This window comes from Serratia symbiotica (assembly GCF_000821185.2).
In the GTDB taxonomy this organism is placed as follows: Bacteria; Pseudomonadota; Gammaproteobacteria; order Enterobacterales; family Enterobacteriaceae; genus Serratia; species Serratia symbiotica.
In genome coordinates this window covers 1,528,472-1,546,842 of sequence record NZ_CP050855.1, presented here as the reverse complement: position 1 = coordinate 1,546,842, position 18,371 = coordinate 1,528,472, and the positions used below count along the sequence as shown (strand labels likewise).

General features: G+C 53.4%; 14 protein-coding genes. 10 read left to right on the top strand and 4 right to left on the bottom strand.

Features of this window, described 5'->3' with window-relative positions:
• Positions 1 to 33: 33 nt before the first annotated feature.
• Both pta and ackA read right to left on the bottom strand, forming a co-directional pair.
• Positions 34 to 2,196, bottom strand: a complete 2,163-nt coding sequence (gene pta, locus SYMBAF_RS07740; RefSeq protein ID WP_040265601.1) for a phosphate acetyltransferase — start codon at positions 2,194 to 2,196, stop codon at positions 34 to 36.
• 73 nt (positions 2,197 to 2,269) lie between these two features.
• Positions 2,270 to 3,472, bottom strand: coding sequence for an acetate kinase (gene ackA, locus SYMBAF_RS07735; protein ID WP_040265604.1), 1,203 nt, complete (start codon positions 3,470 to 3,472; stop codon positions 2,270 to 2,272).
• A 344-nt stretch (positions 3,473 to 3,816) separates the two neighbouring features.
• Between ackA and yfbV the strand changes: the two genes are divergently transcribed.
• A complete protein-coding gene (yfbV, locus tag SYMBAF_RS07730; protein WP_040265605.1) occupies positions 3,817 to 4,272 on the top strand; it encodes a terminus macrodomain insulation protein YfbV in 456 nt (151 codons plus the stop codon).
• Positions 4,273 to 4,353: 81 nt separating this feature from the next.
• On the opposite strand, the gene yfbR is transcribed toward yfbV, so the two are convergent.
• Both yfbR and SYMBAF_RS07720 read right to left on the bottom strand, forming a co-directional pair.
• Positions 4,354 to 4,953, bottom strand: coding sequence for a 5'-deoxynucleotidase (gene yfbR / locus SYMBAF_RS07725; RefSeq protein WP_006709625.1), 600 nt, complete (start codon positions 4,951 to 4,953; stop codon positions 4,354 to 4,356).
• Positions 4,954 to 5,235: 282 nt separating this feature from the next.
• A complete protein-coding gene (locus SYMBAF_RS07720) occupies positions 5,236 to 6,450 on the bottom strand; it encodes a pyridoxal phosphate-dependent aminotransferase (RefSeq protein WP_040265607.1) in 1,215 nt (404 codons plus the stop codon).
• 854 nt (positions 6,451 to 7,304) lie between these two features.
• Here SYMBAF_RS07720 and lrhA point away from each other — a divergent pair.
• The 9 genes from lrhA (at position 7,305) to nuoI (ending at position 18,362) form a co-directional block, all read left to right on the top strand.
• Positions 7,305 to 8,243 (top strand): transcriptional regulator LrhA, encoded by a 939-nt coding sequence (gene lrhA / locus SYMBAF_RS07715; protein ID WP_040265609.1) that lies wholly within the window; start codon positions 7,305 to 7,307, stop codon positions 8,241 to 8,243.
• 689 nt (positions 8,244 to 8,932) lie between these two features.
• Positions 8,933 to 9,370, top strand: a complete 438-nt coding sequence (locus tag SYMBAF_RS07710; RefSeq protein WP_040265611.1) for an NADH-quinone oxidoreductase subunit A — start codon at positions 8,933 to 8,935, stop codon at positions 9,368 to 9,370.
• Positions 9,371 to 9,399: 29 nt separating this feature from the next.
• Entirely contained in the window at positions 9,400 to 10,074 is a 675-nt protein-coding gene (locus tag SYMBAF_RS07705; protein ID WP_040265613.1) for a NuoB/complex I 20 kDa subunit family protein, read from the top strand.
• 90 nt (positions 10,075 to 10,164) lie between these two features.
• Positions 10,165 to 11,961: an NADH-quinone oxidoreductase subunit C/D gene (gene nuoC, locus SYMBAF_RS07700; protein ID WP_040266203.1), complete on the top strand. Its 1,797-nt coding sequence runs from the start codon at positions 10,165 to 10,167 to the stop codon at positions 11,959 to 11,961.
• Positions 11,962 to 11,963: 2 nt separating this feature from the next.
• Positions 11,964 to 12,515 (top strand): NADH-quinone oxidoreductase subunit NuoE, encoded by a 552-nt coding sequence (nuoE, locus tag SYMBAF_RS07695; protein WP_006709620.1) that lies wholly within the window; start codon positions 11,964 to 11,966, stop codon positions 12,513 to 12,515.
• A complete protein-coding gene (gene nuoF / locus SYMBAF_RS07690; protein ID WP_040265614.1) occupies positions 12,512 to 13,861 on the top strand; it encodes an NADH-quinone oxidoreductase subunit NuoF in 1,350 nt (449 codons plus the stop codon). Before nuoE ends, nuoF begins: the two co-directional genes overlap by 4 nt.
• A 231-nt stretch (positions 13,862 to 14,092) precedes the next feature.
• The gene (gene nuoG, locus SYMBAF_RS07685) at positions 14,093 to 16,831 is read left to right on the top strand and encodes an NADH-quinone oxidoreductase subunit NuoG (protein ID WP_152609139.1); all 2,739 of its coding nucleotides are present in this window, start codon (positions 14,093 to 14,095) and stop codon (positions 16,829 to 16,831) included.
• Positions 16,828 to 17,805 carry an NADH-quinone oxidoreductase subunit NuoH gene (gene nuoH, locus SYMBAF_RS07680; protein WP_040265616.1) on the top strand — a complete coding sequence of 326 codons (978 nt, stop codon included), beginning with the start codon at positions 16,828 to 16,830 and terminating at the stop codon, positions 17,803 to 17,805. Before nuoG ends, nuoH begins: the two co-directional genes overlap by 4 nt.
• A gap of 14 nt (positions 17,806 to 17,819) precedes the next feature.
• Complete coding sequence (nuoI, locus tag SYMBAF_RS07675) at positions 17,820 to 18,362, top strand: NADH-quinone oxidoreductase subunit NuoI (protein ID WP_040265617.1); 543 nt, start codon at positions 17,820 to 17,822, stop codon at positions 18,360 to 18,362.
• The last annotated feature ends 9 nt before the right edge of the window (positions 18,363 to 18,371 follow it).

Below are 18,371 nucleotides of genomic sequence, written 5' to 3'. Positions count from 1 at the left end.
TGACCGACGTTTTTTTAGCGAATAGCCCTACGGTTATCGGGCCTTGTCGGCTGCAGCGTCAGCCTGGGAAGACTGGATCGCCGTCAGTGCCACGGTGTAAACGATATCGTCTACCAGTGCACCACGCGATAGGTCGTTCACCGGTTTGCGCATACCTTGCAACATTGGCCCGATAGACACCAGATCGGCAGAACGTTGTACCGCTTTGTAAGTGGTGTTGCCAGTGTTTAGATCCGGGAAGATGAACACGGTAGCCTGGCCAGCAACCGGTGAATTCGGTGCCTTGGATTTCGCTACATCGGCCATGATGGCAGCATCGTATTGCAACGGGCCGTCGATGATCAAATCAGGGCGTTTTTCCTGCGCCAAACGGGTCGCTTCACGGACTTTCTCCACATCGCTACCCGCGCCAGAGTTGCCGGTGGAGTAGGAGATCATCGCTACGCGTGGTTCAATGCCGAAGGCTGCGGCAGAGTCCGCCGACTGAATAGCGATTTCAGACAGTTGCTCGGCGGTCGGGTCTGGGTTGATGGCACAGTCGCCGTACACCAGCACCTGATCAGGCAGCAGCATGAAAAACACGGAGGATACCAGCGAGCTGCCTGGTGCAGTTTTGATCAGTTGCAACGGCGGACGGATGGTGTTGGCGGTGGTGTGAACTGCGCCAGACACCAAGCCATCGACTTCGCCCTTCTCCAGCATCAGGGTGCCGAGCATCACGTTGTCTTCCAACTGCTCACGTGCTACCACTTCGGTCATGCCCTTGCTTTTACGCAGTTCAACCAAACGCGACACATAGCTTTCACGCACGGCGACGGGATCGACGATCTCGATACCTTTGCCGAGTTCAATGCCTTGTGCCGTAGCCACGCGCTGGATCTCGTCCGGGTTGCCTAGCAGCACGCATTTTGCAATGCCACGTTCGGCACAGATGATGGCTGCTTTCACGGTGCGTGGTTCATCGCCTTCCGGCAGCACGATGCGTCTACCCGCTTTGCGTGCCAGTTCGGTCAGTTCGTAGCGGAACGCCGGGGGAGAAAGGCGGCGTGAGCGCTCGGAGGCAGCGGACAGCGATTCGATCCACACAGTATTGATGTGGCTGGCAATATAGTTCTGCACTTTCTCAATGCGCTGATAGTCGTCAGACGGCACTTCGAGGTTGAAGCTTTGCAGGTTGAGCGAAGTTTGCCAGGTATTGGTATCGACCATAAAGACTGGCAGGCCAGTTTCAAAGGCACGTTCGCACAGCTTCTTGATCAACTCGTCGATGGCATAGCCGCCAGTGAGCAGAATAGCGCCGATTTCCACGCCGTTCATTGCTGCCAGACAGGCGGAAACCAGTACGTCGGGGCGGTCTGCTGAGGTGACTAACAGGGAACCCGGGCGGAAGTGTTCCAGCATGTGCGGAAGGCTGCGTGCACAGAAGGTCACGGATTTCACGCGGCGGGTCATAATATCGCCTGCGTTGATCACACGTGCCTTCAGGTGACGGGCCATGTCGATGGCGCGCGTAGCGATCAGATCGAAGCTCCATGGCACGCAGCCTAGCACCGGTAACGGGCTGTTAGCGAACAACTGTGTAGGATCGACATGGGTAATGCTGGCTTTGGTGGAGTCGTCAAAGATTTCGGACAAGTCAGGGCGGGTGCGACCTTGCTCGTCAACCGGGGCGTTCAGTTTATTGATGATCACGCCGGTAATGTTCTTGTTTTTGCTGCCACCAAAGCTGCTGCGTGCCAGTTCGATACGTTCTTTCAATTGTGTTGGGGAGTCGTTGCCCAGCGCCAGCACGAAGACGATTTCTGCATTCAGTGTCTTGGCGATTTCGTAGTTTAACGCGTTGGCGAACTGGTGTTTACGGGTTGGCACCAGCCCTTCGATCAATACCACTTCCGCGTCTTTGGCGCTCTCGTGGTAGCGAGCCACAAGCTCTTCCATCAGCACATCCTGCTGGTTGGCACCGAGCAAACTTTCAACATAGCTCATGCGCAGCGGTTCGGCCGCTGGGATGGGGGAATGGCTGCGGATGATGGTAGTGGTTTGATCCAGGGCATCGTCGCCAGCACGGGGTTGGGCGATAGGTTTGAACACGCTCAGGCGAATGCCTTTCTGTTCCATGGAACGAATGACACCTAAACTGACGCTGGTTAGACCAACGCTGGTGCCAGTGGGGATCAACATAATTGTACGTGACACAGAACAGTTCTCTTCACAGTTAACATGAGGCTGAAATAACCCTGTCCGCCTGGGCTGACAGGACTTGAGCGCATTACATGGTCAGACGAAAAGCGTCCTGCGCGATGACCCGTTCTTCGTTGGTCGGGATAACCAGTGCCAGACGGCTGCCGTCTTTGGTGATGGTGCCAGACTTGCCGAAGCGGGCGGCGATATTGCGTTCATGATCGATGTCAAAGCCCAATAGGCCCAGTTTACCGAGGGCCAGTTCACGCACTTTACTGGAGTTTTCGCCGATGCCGCCGGTGAAGATCACCGCGTCGAGACGCCCGTCCATCAGGGCGCTGTAGGCAGCGATGTATTTGGCTAGGCGGTGACAGAACACATCCATTGCGCGCTTAGCATCGACTTTACTGTCATAGTTGTCTTCCACATAACGGCAGTCGCTAGTGATGCCAGTCAGGCCTAGCAGACCGGACTCTTTGGTGAGCATGTGGTTGATCTGGTCGATGCTCATGCCCAGAGTGTCGTGCAGGTGGAAGATGATCGCCGGATCGATGTCACCGCTGCGGGTGCCCATCACCAGACCTTCCAGCGGGGTCAAACCCATTGACGTGTCAACGCACTGGCCGTTGCGCACTGCGGTTACTGAACCGCCGTTACCCAGATGGCAGGTGATCACATTCACTTCTTCCACTGGTTTGTTCAGCATTTTCGCGGCTTCTTGGGTCACGTAGAAGTGGCTAGTGCCGTGTGCACCGTAGCGGCGAACACCGTGATCACGGTACAGGCTGTACGGCAAGGCGTACAGATAGGATGTTTCCGGCATGGTCTGATGGAACGCGGTGTCGAACACGGCAACGTTTTTATCCGCCAGTTGAGGAAAAGATTTGAAAGCTTCTGCGATACCGATCAAGTGCGCCGGGTTATGCAAAGGTGCAAATGGTACAGAATCTTTGATACCCTGTAGCACATCGTCGTTGATGATGGCCGAGGTGGTAAATTTCTCGCCGCCGTGTACGATGCGGTGGCCGATAGCGGTCAACTGCGCGGAAAGCGCCGGTTTTTGTGCCAGAATAGTGCTAACAATGAAGTTCAGTGCCTCGCGGTGCGCAGCACCAGCACCCAGGTCAGCTTGGTGTTTGGCACCGTCAATTTTCCACTTTATACGTGCTTCAGGCAGGTGGAAACACTCAGCCAAACCGGAAAGGAACTCTTCACCGCTAGCAGCATCGATAATGGCGAACTTCAGGGAAGAACTGCCGCAGTTAAGAACCAGTACTAGCTTACTCGACATGGAAGTACCTACTTAAATAGTTGAGTTTGTGTCGTTAAAGGAAAACCAAGAACACACGGTGAATTATTTGCCAATCAGGCAACAGCATAGCGCATACTGCCATCAACACGGATAATGAACCTCATGTAAAGGGAAAAGATTACACGATGATGAAAAACCGATGATTTCACTGTGGTTTAGATAAAATTGATTTTTATAAGGCTAAAGGTTGACGAAATTTTTATCATCTTTGGTGGTCAAAATGCCCGCCTAGGATAGCGATAGCCTGCTGCAAACACAAAATAAATTTTAAAAATTCAAATTTTTAGGCTTGTGTAGCACTTTAGGTGAAGTGGAGGTACGCAATGACAAGCAAACCAACCGGTTCTGTAAGCTGGTTCCAGGTCTTCCAGTGCGGGCAGCATTATATGAAAACCTGGCCGTCAGACAAACGCCTGGCTCCGGTCTTTCCAGAGCACCGCGTGGCATGCACCACCCGTTTTGCTATCCGTTGTATGCCGCCCTTGGCGATATTTACTTTGACCTGGCAGATTGCGTTGGGTGGTCAGCTCGGCCCGGCGATCGCCACCGCGTTGTTCGCCTGTGTTCTGCCGATGCAGGGGTTGTGGTGGCTAGGCCGCCGCTCGCTCACGCCATTGCCACCGATGCTGTTGCAGTGGTTCATTGATGTGCGCAACAAGCTGGCGGCATCCGGCCAGGGGGGCGTTCCGACTGAAGGCACACCTACCTATCAGGCGCTGGCCGATTTGCTGAAACGTGCCTTCAAGCAACTGGATAAAACTTTCCTCGACGATCTGTAAGCGTAAAAAAAGTTGCAGTGATGGCGATCACACCTTGGCTGTTGGATTTTGGCCGGTATCATGGGAGCCGCGCCGATGGGGTTACAGCGAGGAATCGAGGCTGATTTCGTCCAGCGACAGGCTAAAGCTTGGGATAAACACCGCCATGAAATAGTCCATCTCCGGGCTGTGGCGCTGCTGTAAGATTTTGTCCAACCGCGTCTTGGCTAGCGTGAATTCATTATTGCCGGCGTACAGCTCTTCCAGGCACTTTAGGTAGGCACACAGCGCGTCGGCTTGTTTCACCACCTGCTTTTCATCTTCACTATAGTAATGCTCATCAAGAATCGAACGGAAATCATCACGCAGTTCTACCGGGATCATATCCAGCAACTTCTGTTGGGCTATTTTTTCGATTTTCTTGTACTCGTGGGCGATCTGCGGATTGTGATACTTGATCGGTGTCGGCATGTCACCGGTGATCACTTCACTGGCATCGTGGTACATCGCCAACAATGCCACGCGATCAGTGTTCAGGTTGCCATTGAATTTGCGGTTCTTGATCACCGCCAGCGCGTGGGCGACGAAAGCCACCTGTAGGCTGTGCTCGGAAACGTTCTCGGTACGCACGTTGCGCATCAGCGGCCAGCGGTTGATCAGTTTCAAGCGGGACAGGTGGGCAAAGAAATGGCTCTGGCTCATGATTGTCTCTATCTACAACGGCAAATGTGAAGGTGTCATTGTGAGCAGTGCTGGCGGGTTATGCAAATATCCTTCACACTGCAAACCGCGTTCAAGTCTGCTCTCGACAGATTTATCTCCCTGGTCACGGAGTTATCTATGCTTATGGGGATAATGCGCCTCATCCTTGAGGCTCATCTTACGGGCCAGCGCTGTTCAAATCCGTTCCAGACCGATCTGTCGCTCAGTGGCCGCCTAGATGCGTCTCGAAGTATTTCAGCCATTGCCAGAGTGTGCTCGTTTTTACTGCCGGTAGTTTTCCAGGAAATGGCTTAATTTGCCGATCGCCATTTCTAACTCATCCACGCGGGGTAGCGTGACGATGCGCAGGTGGTCTGGATACGGCCAATTGAATGCGCTGCCTTGCACCAACAGCACCTTTTCTTGCAGCAGCAGGTCAAGCACCATTTTTTGGTCGTCGTGGATGTTGAAACGTTTGGTGTCGATGCGCGGGAACAGGTACAGCGCACCTTGCGGTTTCACGCAGGAGACGCCGGGGATATCGTTGAGCATTTCCCAGGTGCGGTTGCGTTGTTCATATAGCCGGCCGCCGGGCTGAATGAATTCGCTGATGCTTTGGTAGCCACCCAACGCGGTCTGGATGGCATGTTGCATCGGCACGTTGGCGCACAGGCGCATTGAGGCCAGCATTTCCAACCCTTCGATGTAACCCTTGGCCTGTTTCTTCGGCCCGTTAAGCACCATCCAACCTTGGCGAAAGCCCGCCACGCGATAAGTCTTCGACAAGCCGTTAAAAGTAACAGTCAGTAGATCGGGTGCCAGCGCGGCGATCGAATGGTGCTCAGCCTCGTCATACAGGATTTTGTCGTAAATCTCGTCGGAAAAGATGAGCAGATTATGCAGACGGGCGATCTCGACGATCTGCTCCAGCAAGGCTTTGCTATAGACTGCGCCGGTTGGGTTATTCGGGTTGATGATCACAATGCCACGGGTGCGTGGGGTGATCTTGCTGATGATGTCGTCCAAATCCGGGAACCAACCGGCCTGCTCGTCACACAGGTAATGTACCGCCTTGCCACCGGACAGCGACACTGCTGCGGTCCACAGTGGGTAATCGGGTGCTGGCACCAGCATTTCATCACCAGTGTTGAGCAGTGCCTGCATGGATTGGACGATCAACTCGGATACGCCGTTGCCAATGTAGATATCCTCAACGGTAACGTCACGCATATTGCGCGCTTGGTAGTGCTGCATGATCGCCTTACGTGCCGAAAAAAGCCCTTTGGAATCACAATAACCTTGCGCAGTAGGCAGATTGCGCAGCACATCAACCAGGATTTCGTCTGGAGCATCGAAGCCGAACGGGGCAGGGTTACCGATGTTCAGTTTCAGGACATTATTGCCTTCTTCCTCAAGACGTTTAGCTTCTTTGAGCACCGGGCCGCGAATGTCATAACAGACGTTGTCCAATTTGCTGGATTTCTCAATGGGTGACATAGGAAGTTGAACCTTTTACTTACTGGGATAGGGCGTTGTTACTGTGGAACAGCGCAAACCACCTAATGTACTACTGGCGCTGATGTTTTTGAAGCGTTGCACATGTCTTTGGTGCCAACACAGGGCGCGAAGGGATATTTTAGTGATGATAAACAAGGCAAAACTTCATTTTGATTTACATGGCTTGTTTTGCCATGATTTTGTCATTTTATGTTGAATTGCAAACGTGATGTAGCCGTTTATTTTCGCTACGGCGTTTTACGAGCATCCAGGTGCTGAGCAGAGAGCCAGGATTGCATCAGATAACTGTGAAGAAATGATAATACCGGAGTAGTCTGATAGCAGATTGTTGTTAAGCAAATCATAATAGTGAAAGTAGTTAACTGCATTAATAATACATTACCTTTAACTTAAGAAACTCTTAATTAACTTTCGTGATAATACTCACTGTAATGAATATTATCAATTGAATTCATTATAGTCAGATGATTAGATACTATGTGATACCTCAAACCCAGCTTATATTTATTGACGGAAAGCCGAGTCTCCTCACATGGTATGCGGGTGTTGCTGTCATGCGAATGAAGTGGGAATTGGGCGCAAGCATGAGTGAAATTTTCAGTTTGTTAAGAATCAAACATTTTTACTCGTATTAAGCTCCTGCTTTGTACAAGCAATTTCGATAGAACACATTTTAAAAAACGTCAGATGTAACGAAATATAAGTAATCTTTTGCCCTCTTCTAATGAGTAGAGTAATGTCATAAAGCAGGAGTCGTTACTATTCAACGATGCCTGAGATACACACCAGGGTAGTGGGTAAATTAGAATTTAAAAAAAAGTGAAGAATACACTATGATAACTGTAAATCGTCAAACACTTAATCTCGACCTCGATCTGCTAAGAACCTTTGTTGCTGTTGCTGATTTGAACACCTTTGCGGCGGCGGCCGTCGCTGTTTGTCGCACTCAGTCAGCAGTCAGCCAACAAATGCAACGGTTAGAGCAACTGGTTGGCAAAGAGCTGTTTGCTCGCCATGGACGCAACAAGTTATTGACAGAACAGGGTATTCAACTTCTCGGCTACGCCAGGAAAATCCTGCGTTTTAACGATGAAGCCTGTGCTTCTCTGATATACAACGATATAAAAGGTGTTCTGACTATTGGTGCTTCGGATGATACCGCTGATACCATTTTGCCTTTCCTGCTGAACCGCGTGACCTCGATTTACCCCAAGTTGGCGATTGACGTGCGGGTGAAACGTAGCCCGCAGATGGTGGATATGCTGAAAGATGGCGAGGTTGACCTGGCGATCACTACGGCACATACCGAGGATCAACCGCATATTGTGCTGCGCACTTCGCCGACACTGTGGTATTGCGCGGCGGATTATCATTACCAGACCGGTGAACCTATTCCATTGGTGGTGATGGATGAGCCTAGCTCATTCCGCGTTATAGCGATCCAACATCTGGATCAGGCGGGCATTCCATGGCGTATTGTCTATGTGGCTTCGACTCTGTCCGCTGTTCGCGTAGCCTGTAAGGCTGGCTTGGGTATCACCACACGGCCGATCGAAATGATGACTCCCGACCTGCGGGTGCTGGGGGCAGTGGAGGGCTTACCACCGTTGCCGGATACCCAGTATGTCTTGTGCAAAGACGCCCAGTGTAGCAGCGAACTGGCGAAGGTGATCTTCAATGCGATGCAGGGGAGCAGCGACAGCTATAACATCATCCGGCAGGGCGAAGCCATGCCGGATGATGTTAGTTTGGTTGATGAAGGTGACCTTTAACTGGGTTGACGAACAAGAATAACGCCTGAGCGCGTTCAATCTGAATGAGACAGCCTTTGCTTCGGCAGAGGTTTTTTTTTGGCTCTAGCTCGATAAAAGTGTATTTTTAGTGGTTTTGTTTATAGTTTGTTTGTAAATTATTATAGGTTGGTTATTTTTTTGGTTTTTGTTGTCATTGAAACGCGGTTTTTCGGTATAAACATGTTTTACCGTTTCTTAATAAGGGCAATGAGGGCGGGATGGTGCTGAACTTAAAAAAATTGTTAAATTCACACACTTTTTTTGAGGATTTATGCTAAAAGTCTATCCTAGATCAAAGCATACCCTTAGTTTATGAGTGGAATATTGGGATATTTCTGAGATAATGGTGGTATAGTAAAACGAGAATAGCTCTGTTTTTCATATCTATATGTTGCTAAAAAAAATTAGCTGGCACGATTTAGCTTGAATTCGAGGCATTAAATGTTAATGTAATGGTGACTATGTAAACAAAAATGTGGTTACTTTTGCTAAAGTTGACAAAAGGTTGTAAACAGGAGTAAAAAGCCCACAGTAAAATGCTGCCTAGCTCGCTGTAAAACAGTTTGTTTGTGTGGTTAATTTATCCTTCCCTTGAATCGATGTGGTGCACTAACTGCCAGTTCATTAGCAGAGTGATCGACGCCACTTTTGATGAGTAAGCATAGAGAATGTCAACAGCCACTGAAGTTATCGCTCATCACTGGGCGTTCGCCGTATTTCTTGTCGTAGCGATTGGGCTTTGCAGCTTAATGCTGCTAGGTGCTTTCTTTCTGGGCGGGAGGGCGCAGGCGCGCGCCAAACACACCCCGTTTGAATCCGGGATCGATGCGGTGGGTACGGCGCACATGCGTCTATCCGCCAAGTTTTACCTGGTGGCTATGTTCTTCGTTATTTTTGATGTTGAAGCCTTATACCTGTATGCCTGGTCGGCCTCGATCCGCGAGAGTGGTTGGGTAGGCTTTATCGAAGCTGCCATTTTCATTTTGGTGCTATTGGCGGGCTTGGTGTATCTGGCGCGCATCGGCGCATTGGATTGGACGCCAGCGCGTTCCAAGCGCCAGAGCAAACCCGGCACCATCACTAACTCTAACAGTCATCCGCAGTAGTCATTTGTGTTTAAAAACGAGGCATTAAGATGGATTATACGCTCACCCGCATAGAGCCGAACGGTGAGAATGACCGTTATCCCCTGCAAAAACAGGAGATCGTCGCCGATCCCTTGGAACAACAGGTTCATCGTACAGTTTACATGGGTAAACTCGAACATGCGTTGCATGACATGGTGAATTGGGGGCGTAAAAACTCTATTTGGCCGTATAACTTCGGCCTTTCATGCTGTTACGTGGAGATGGTGACCTCGTTTACCGCTGTTCATGATGTGGCGCGTTTCGGTGCAGAAGTATTGCGTGCATCGCCACGTCAGGCTGACCTGATGGTGGTGGCTGGCACCTGTTTCACCAAAATGGCTCCGGTCATTCAGCGCCTGTACGAGCAGATGCTGGAACCGAAATGGGTAATCTCAATGGGTGCCTGTGCTAACTCCGGCGGCATGTACGATATCTATTCCGTGGTGCAAGGCGTGGACAAATTCCTGCCGGTTGACGTGTATATTCCCGGTTGCCCGCCACGTCCAGAAGCATACATGCAGGCGCTGATGCTGCTGCAAGAATCCATTGGCAAAGAACGCCGCCCGATGTCGTGGGTAGTCGGCGATCAGGGCGTTTACCGCGCCAACATGCAGTCTGAAAGAGAGCGTAAACGCGGCGAGCGGATTGCGGTAACCCACCTTCGCACGCCTGACGAGATTTAAGACGTCCATCTGAGTAGTGTGCGCTATTGGTTAACACAGCGAAAAGTAAAACTTGCGGCGAAATGACCCTTTAGTGTGGTGAAAAAAATTATGACAGATTTAACGACGCACGACGCCTTGTCTGCCTGGCAAACCCGAGATCATCTTGACGATCCGGTGATCGGCGAACTGTGCAACCGTTTTGGGCCGGAAGCCTTCACTATTCAGCCCACCCGTACCGGAATACCTGTGGTATGGGTCAAACCTGACCAGTTGCTGGAAGTCATGACGTTTCTGAGAAAACAGCCGAAGCCTTACGTCATGCTGTTCGATCTGCATGGCGTGGACGAGCGTCTTCGCACCCACCGCGATGGTTTGCCTGCTGCGGATTTTTCTGTTTTCTATCATCTCATTTCTATTGAACGCAACCGCGACATCATGCTGAAAGTGGCGTTGTCTGAAAAAGACCTGCATGTGGCCACTGCCACCAAGGTATTCCCGAATGCCAATTGGTATGAGCGCGAAACCTGGGAAATGTTCGGTATCACCTTTGATGGGCACCCGCACCTGACGCGCATCATGATGCCCCAAACCTGGGAGGGTCACCCGCTACGTAAAGACTACCCGGCACGTGCCACCGAGTTCGATCCTTTCGTGTTGACCAAACAGAAAGAAGATCTGGAAATGGAAGCACTGACCTTTAAGCCGGAAGACTGGGGCATGAAACGTGGCACCGAGAACGAGGATTTCATGTTCCTCAACCTTGGCCCAAATCACCCCTCGGCACACGGGGCATTTCGCATCATCTTGCAACTGGACGGCGAAGAGATCATCGACTGCGTACCTGACATCGGCTACCACCATCGCGGTGCCGAGAAGATGGGTGAGCGTCAGTCTTGGCACAGCTACATTCCGTTCACCGACCGCATTGAGTATCTCGGCGGCTGTGTGAATGAGATGCCTTACGTGCTGGCGGTTGAAAAGTTGGCAGGCATCGAGGTGCCGGCGCGTGTTGATACCATCCGCGTGATGCTGTCCGAACTGTTCCGCATCAACAGCCACCTGCTGTACATCAGCACCTTCATTCAGGACGTCGGTGCCATGACTCCCGTGTTCTTCGCCTTTACCGATCGTCAGAAAATCTACGATCTGGTGGAAGCGATAACCGGTTTCCGCATGCACCCGGCTTGGTTCCGCATTGGTGGCGTGGCGCATGACCTGCCACGCGGCTGGGATCGCCTGCTGCGCGAGTTTCTTGAGTGGATGCCGAAACGCCTGGATTCCTACGTCAAGGCGGCACTCAAGAACAGTATCTTGAAAGGCCGTTCCGTGGGAGTGGCGTCTTATAACGCTAAAGAAGCGTTGGAGTGGGGCGTCACTGGCGCAGGCCTGCGCGCCACTGGCATCGAGTTCGACGTGCGCAAATGGCGTCCGTATTCCGGTTATGAGAATTTCGACTTTGAAATTCCGGTTGGCGACGGCCACAGCGACTGCTACACCCGCGTGATGCTGAAGGTGGAAGAACTGCGCCAGAGCCTGCGTATCCTCGAACAATGCCTGAACAACATGCCGGCAGGCCCGTTCAAGGCCGATCACCCACTGACCACGCCACCGCCGAAAGAGCGCACGTTGCAGCATATCGAAACGCTGATCACCCACTTCTTGCAAGTTTCCTGGGGGCCGGTGATGCCAGCCAACGAATCATTCCAGATGATCGAAGCCACCAAAGGGATCAACAGCTACTACCTGACCAGTGACGGCAGCACCATGAGCTACCGCACCCGGGTACGTACGCCAAGCTTTGCGCACCTACAGCAAATACCGGCGGTGATCCGTGGCAGCCTGGTCTCCGACCTGATCGTTTATCTGGGTAGTATCGATTTTGTCATGTCAGATGTGGACCGCTAACTATGCACTCTCAAAAAGACAATCACGCAGTCAACGATGCGCTTAAGCCTATCAATGCAGCCACTCCTCAGAGCGGCGCTGGTGCGTTTGAACTGAGTGCGGAAGAACGTGATGCGATCGAGCATGAAAAGCACCATTACGAAGATCCGCGCGCCGCGTCTATCGAAGCGCTGAAAATTGTGCAGAAGAAGCGCGGCTGGGTTCCAGACGGTGCGATTTACGCCATCGCGCAAGTGTTAGGCATTCCTGCCAGCGATGTAGAAGGCGTGGCCACATTCTATAGCCAGATTTTCCGTCAGCCGGTAGGGCGTCATGTGATCCGTTATTGTGACAGCGTTGTTTGTCATATCACCGGTTATCAGGGTATTCAGGCCGCGATAGAACAGAAGCTGAACATCAAGCCGGGTCAAACCACTGTTGATGGCCGCTTCACTCTGCTGCCGACCTGCTGCTTGGGCAACTGCGATAAAGGGCCGACCATGATGATTGATGAGGACACACACAGTCAGCTAAAGCCTGAAGATATCGAGACGCTACTGGAGCAGTATCAATGATTAAAGACATTATACGCACTCCCGAAACACACCCGCTGACCTGGCGGTTGCGCGATGACAAACAGCCGCTGTGGTTGGATGAGTATCGCAGCAAGAACGGCTATGCTGGTGCAGAGAAAGCCCTCAGGGAACTGGCACCGGATGAGATCGTTAATCTGGTGAAAGACGCCGGGCTGAAAGGCCGTGGCGGCGCAGGTTTCTCCACCGGTATGAAATGGAGCCTGATGCCAAAAGACCCCTCAATGAACATCCGTTACCTACTATGTAATGCCGATGAAATGGAGCCGGGTACCTATAAAGACCGTTTGCTGATGGAGCAGTTGCCGCACCTGCTGGTGGAAGGCATGCTGATCTCCGCCTTTGCGCTGAAAGCCTATCGCGGTTACATCTTCCTGCGCGGCGAGTACATCGAAGCGGCGGCGCACCTGCGCCGCGCCATCACGGAAGCCACCGCCGCCGGCTACTTGGGAAAGAACATTCTCGGCACTGGTTTTGATTTCGAACTGATGGTTCACACCGGTGCTGGCCGCTATATCTGCGGTGAAGAAACCGCCTTGATCAATTCTCTGGAAGGCCGCCGCGCCAACCCACGCTCCAAGCCGCCATTCCCGGCCTCTGCTGGCGCATGGGGCAAACCGACTTGCGTCAACAACGTAGAAACGTTGTGCAATGTGCCGGCGATCCTGGCGAATGGCGTGGCATGGTACACCGGTATTTCCAATAGTGAAGATAAAGGCACCAAGCTGATGGGTTTCTCTGGCCGGGTAAAAAATCCGGGCGTCTGGGAACTGCCGTTCGGTACCACAGCGCGTGAGATCTTGGAGGATTACGCTGGCGGCATGCGTGAGGGTCTGCGTTTTAAAGCCTGGCAACCGGGCGGTGCGGGTACCGACTTCCTGACCGCTGAACACCTCGATCTACCGATGGAATATGGCGCGATCGGCAAAGCCGGTAGCCGTCTCGGCACCGCGCTGGCGATGGCGGTAGACCATGAGATCGGCATGGTGCCGCTGGTGCGCAACCTGGAAGAGTTCTTCGCCCGCGAGTCTTGTGGCTGGTGTACGCCCTGCCGCGACGGCCTGCCGTGGAGCGTGAAGATCCTGCGCGCGCTGGAAAATGGCGAAGGGCGGCCGGGGGATATCGAAACCCTTGAGCAGCTATGCCGTTCCCTCGGACCGGGTAAAACCTTCTGCGCCCACGCGCCAGGTGCCGTAGAGCCACTGCAAAGCGCGATTAAATATTTCCGTGCAGAGTTTGAAGCAGGCATTGCCGCTCAGCACTATGGCAATCACGCCCATGCGATTGGCGGCATTCAGCCGAATAATCTGCTGAAGCAACGTTGGTAACGCTTCAGGCAAATGAGAGGCGTCAAATAGGGCATCTCAATGCTGCGCTTAAAAAAGATTTTATAATTAACGCTTGAAGAATGGCCCCATCATTTACGTGGCAGCAAGACGGCAACTGAGGGAAACGCCGGGAGTTTAGTGAACTCAATGATCGGTGTGAACACAGGCAGCCAACGCAGCAGCAACGTAAAGGATGAAGGTTATTTCAGGCCAACTGGAAGCATGCTGACTATGGCTACGATTCATGTAGACGGCAAAGAATACGATGTAGAGGGTGCGGACAACCTGTTGCAGGCTTGCCTTTCTCTCGGCCTTGATATTCCTTATTTTTGCTGGCATCCGGCGCTGGGAAGCGTCGGCGCTTGCCGCCAATGTGCGGTAAAGCAATACCAAAACGCGGAAGATACGCGTGGCCGTTTGGTAATGTCTTGTATGACACCGGCATCCGATGGAACCTTTATCTCCATCGACGATGGTGAGGCGAAACAGTTCCGCGAAAGCGTGGTCGAGTGGTTGATGACCAACCACCCGCACGACTGTCCGGTTTGTGAAGAGGGCGGTAACTGCCACCTACAAGACATGACAGTAATGACCGGCCACAGCTTCCGTAAATACCGTTTCACCAAGCGTACCCACAACAATCAGGAACTAGGGCCATTTATCTCGCACGAGATGAACCGCTGCATTGCCTGCTACCGCTGCGTGCGTTACTACAAAGATTATGCGGATGGCACCGACTTCGGCGTCTATGGTGCGCACGACAACGTCTACTTCGGCCGTACCGAAAGCGGCACGCTGGAAAGCGAGTTCTCCGGCAACCTGGTGGAAGTCTGCCCAACCGGCGTATTCACTGACAAAACCCACTCCGAACGCTACAACCGCAAATGGGATATGCAGTTTGCGCCAAGCATCTGCCAGCAGTGCAGCATTGGCTGTAATACCAGCCCAGGTGAGCGCTATGGTGAACTGCGCCGCATCGAAAACCGCTACAACGGTAGCGTAAACTACTATTTCTTGTGCGATCGTGGCCGTTTCGGTTACGGCTATGTCAACCGCCAGGATCGTCCGCGTCAACCGCAGCAGTTACGTGGTAACGACTGGATCACCTTAAACGCTGAACAGGCGATGCAGGGTGCTACAGATATTCTGCGTCAGGCGAAAAAAACCATCGGCATTGGTTCGCCGCGTGCCAGCCTGGAAAGCAACTTCGCGCTGCGTGAACTGGTCGGTGCTGAGAACTACTATACCGGCATCGCTCAGGCCGAACAGTCGCGCTTGGCGCTGATGCTGAAAGTGCTGAAAAACGGCGGCATTCACACTCCGGCACTGCGCGAAATCGAAGAGTACGACGCGGTGCTGGTGCTGGGTGAAGACCTGACACAAACCGGTGCGCGCATCGCGCTGTCGGTACGCCAGGCCGTTAAGGGCAAGGCACGGGCGATGGCGGCGGCGCAGCGCGTTGCCGACTGGCAGATCGCAGCGGTGCAGAACATTGGCCAGCAGGCCAAATACCCGCTGTTCACCACCAATGTGGATAACACTCGCCTAGACGACGTCGCTGCCTGGAACTACCGCGCGCCAGTAGACGAGCAGGCACGCCTTGGTTTTGCCATTGCGCATGCGCTGGACAACGCCGCACCGGCAGTGAACGACCTGGCTGATGGCCTGAACAAGAAAGTCGACATCATCGTGCAGGCGCTGACTGATGCCCGCAAACCGTTGATCATCACCGGCAGCAACGCCGGCAGCGAAGCCATCATCGAAGCGGCGGCGAACATCGCCAAAGCGTTGAAAGGCCGTGGAGCTGACGTCGGCATCACCTTCGTGGCGGGTGCCGCCAACAGCATGGGGCTGGCAATGATCGGCGGCGGTTCACTCGATCAGGCTTTAGAGCAATTGATCAGTGGCGCGGCTGATACCGCCATCGTGATGGAGAACGATCTCTATCGCCATGCGCCGGTGGCGCAAGTGAACGCGGCGCTGGCCGAGGTCAGCAACCTGATCGTCGCCGACCATCAGCGCACCGCCATCATGGACAAGGCCAACCTGATCCTCTCGGCGGCCAGCTTCGCCGAGAGCGATGGCACGCTGATCAACCAGGAGGGTCGTGCGCAGCGCTTTTTCCAAGTGTACGATCCGGCTTACTACGATGATGCCAAAAAGAATCAGTTCACCCTGATGCTGGAAAGTTGGCGCTGGATGCATGCGCTGCACGCCACCTACACCAACTGCCACGTGGACTGGACGCAGCTTGATGACGTCATCGCTGCTTGCGTCGCCGCCTTGCCGCAGCTACAGGGTATCGTCGATGCTGCGCCGGATGCGAGCTTCCGCATTCGCGGGCAGAAACTGGCGCGCTCTCCGCATCGATCCAGCGGCCGTACCGCCATGCGTGCCAACATCAGCGTGCATGAACCGCGTCAGCCGCAGGATAAAGACTCCATGTTCGCCTTCTCGATGGAAGGTAACAACAGCCCGCTGGCCGATCGTCAACAGATCCCGTTCGCTTGGGCACCAGGCTGGAACTCACCGCAGGCCTGGAACAAGTTCCAGGCCGAAGTGGGCGGCAAGCTACGCCATGGCGATCCGGGCGTGCGCTTGATCGAAGCGGGGGAGGGTAGCCTGAACTATTTCACCCAGGTGCCTGCCGCTTTTAACCCGATCGACGGTTGGCGTGTCGCGCCTTACTACCATCTGTTCGGCAGCGATGAAATGTCGCAGCGCTCCAGCGTGATCCAGCAGCGCATGCCGGATGCCTACGTGATGGTGAACCCAGCCGATGCCGCACAGCTCGGCGTTAACACTGGCAGCATGTTGGAGTTCAGTTGTGCAGGGCAGTGGCTGCGTCTGCCGGTACGCCTGAGCGCAACCTTAGCTCAGGGCCAGGTTGGTTTGCCGCTTGGCTTGCCAGGGATCTCGCCGATTTTGGTGGGTGCAACGGTTGAAAATCTGCGGGAGGCAACACAATGAGCTGGTTTACCCCTGAGGTGATCGCCATTCTGATCGCCATCCTAAAAGCGGTAGTGATCCTACTGGTGGTGGTGGTTTGCGGCGCATTAATGAGTTTTGGCGAACGCCGTTTGCTCGGCTTGTTCCAGAACCGTTATGGGCCAAACCGCGTCGGCTGGGGGGGATCGCTGCAACTGGTCGCTGACATGATCAAAATGTTCTTCAAGGAAGACTGGGTTCCGAGGTTCTCTGATCGGGTGATCTTCACCTTGGCACCGATGATCGCTTTCACTTCCCTGTTATTGGCCTTTGCCATCGTTCCGGTCAGCCCGACCTGGGCGGTGTCTGATCTCAACATCGGCATTTTGTTCTTCCTGATGATGGCTGGCCTGACGGTGTACGCCGTGCTGTTCGCTGGCTGGTCGAGCAACAACAAATACTCGCTGTTGGGGGCGATGCGCGCCTCGGCGCAAACCCTGAGCTATGAAGTGTTTATCGGCCTATCGTTGATGGGCGTGGTAGCGCAGGCGGGGTCTTTCAACATGCAGGCCATTGTTCAATCGCAGGCGCACCTCTGGAACGTCATCCCGCAGTTCTTTGGTTTTGTGACCTTTGCGATTGCCGGTGTAGCGGTGTGTCACCGTCACCCGTTTGACCAACCGGAAGCCGAGCAGGAACTGGCTGATGGCTATCACATCGAATATTCTGGCATGAAATTCGGTTTATTCTTCGTGGGTGAATATATCGGTATCGTCACCGTATCCGCCCTGATTGTGACGTTGTTCTTCGGTGGTTGGCAGGGGCCACTCCTGCCACCCTTCATCTGGTTTGCAGTGAAAACGGCCTTCTTCATGATGATGTTCATTCTGATCCGTGCTGCCTTGCCGCGCCCGCGCTACGACCAGGTGATGTCTTTTGGCTGGAAAGTGTGCCTGCCGCTGACGCTGCTGAACCTGCTGGCAACCGCCGCAGTCATTTTGTACAACGCTCAATAAGGGGTGAATAAACCATGACATTGAAAGAGTTAGTGGTTGGTTTCTGCACCCAGGTGCGCAGCATTTGGATGATTGGCCTGCATGCCTTCGCCAAGCGCGAAACCCAAATGTATCCAGAAGAACCGGTTTACCTGCCGCCGCGCTACCGGGGCCGCATCGTGCTGACGCGTGACCCGGATGGCGCAGAGCGTTGTGTCGCCTGTAACCTGTGTGCGGTGGCCTGCCCGGTCAGTTGTATCTCGTTGCAAAAAGCAGAACAGCAAGACGGCCGCTGGTATCCGGAATTCTTCCGCATCAACTTCTCGCGCTGCATCTTCTGCGGCCTGTGCGAAGAGGCCTGCCCGACCACCGCTATTCAACTGACGCCAGATTTCGAAATGGGTGAGTTCAAGCGCCAGGATCTGGTGTATGAAAAAGAAGATCTCTTGATATCGGGGCCGGGTAAATATCCGGAATATAACTTCTACCGGATGGCCGGTATGGCGATTGACGGCAAAGCCAAAGGCGAAGCCGAAAACGAAGCCAAACCGATCGACGTCAAAGCTCTGTTGCCGTAAGGAGCAAGC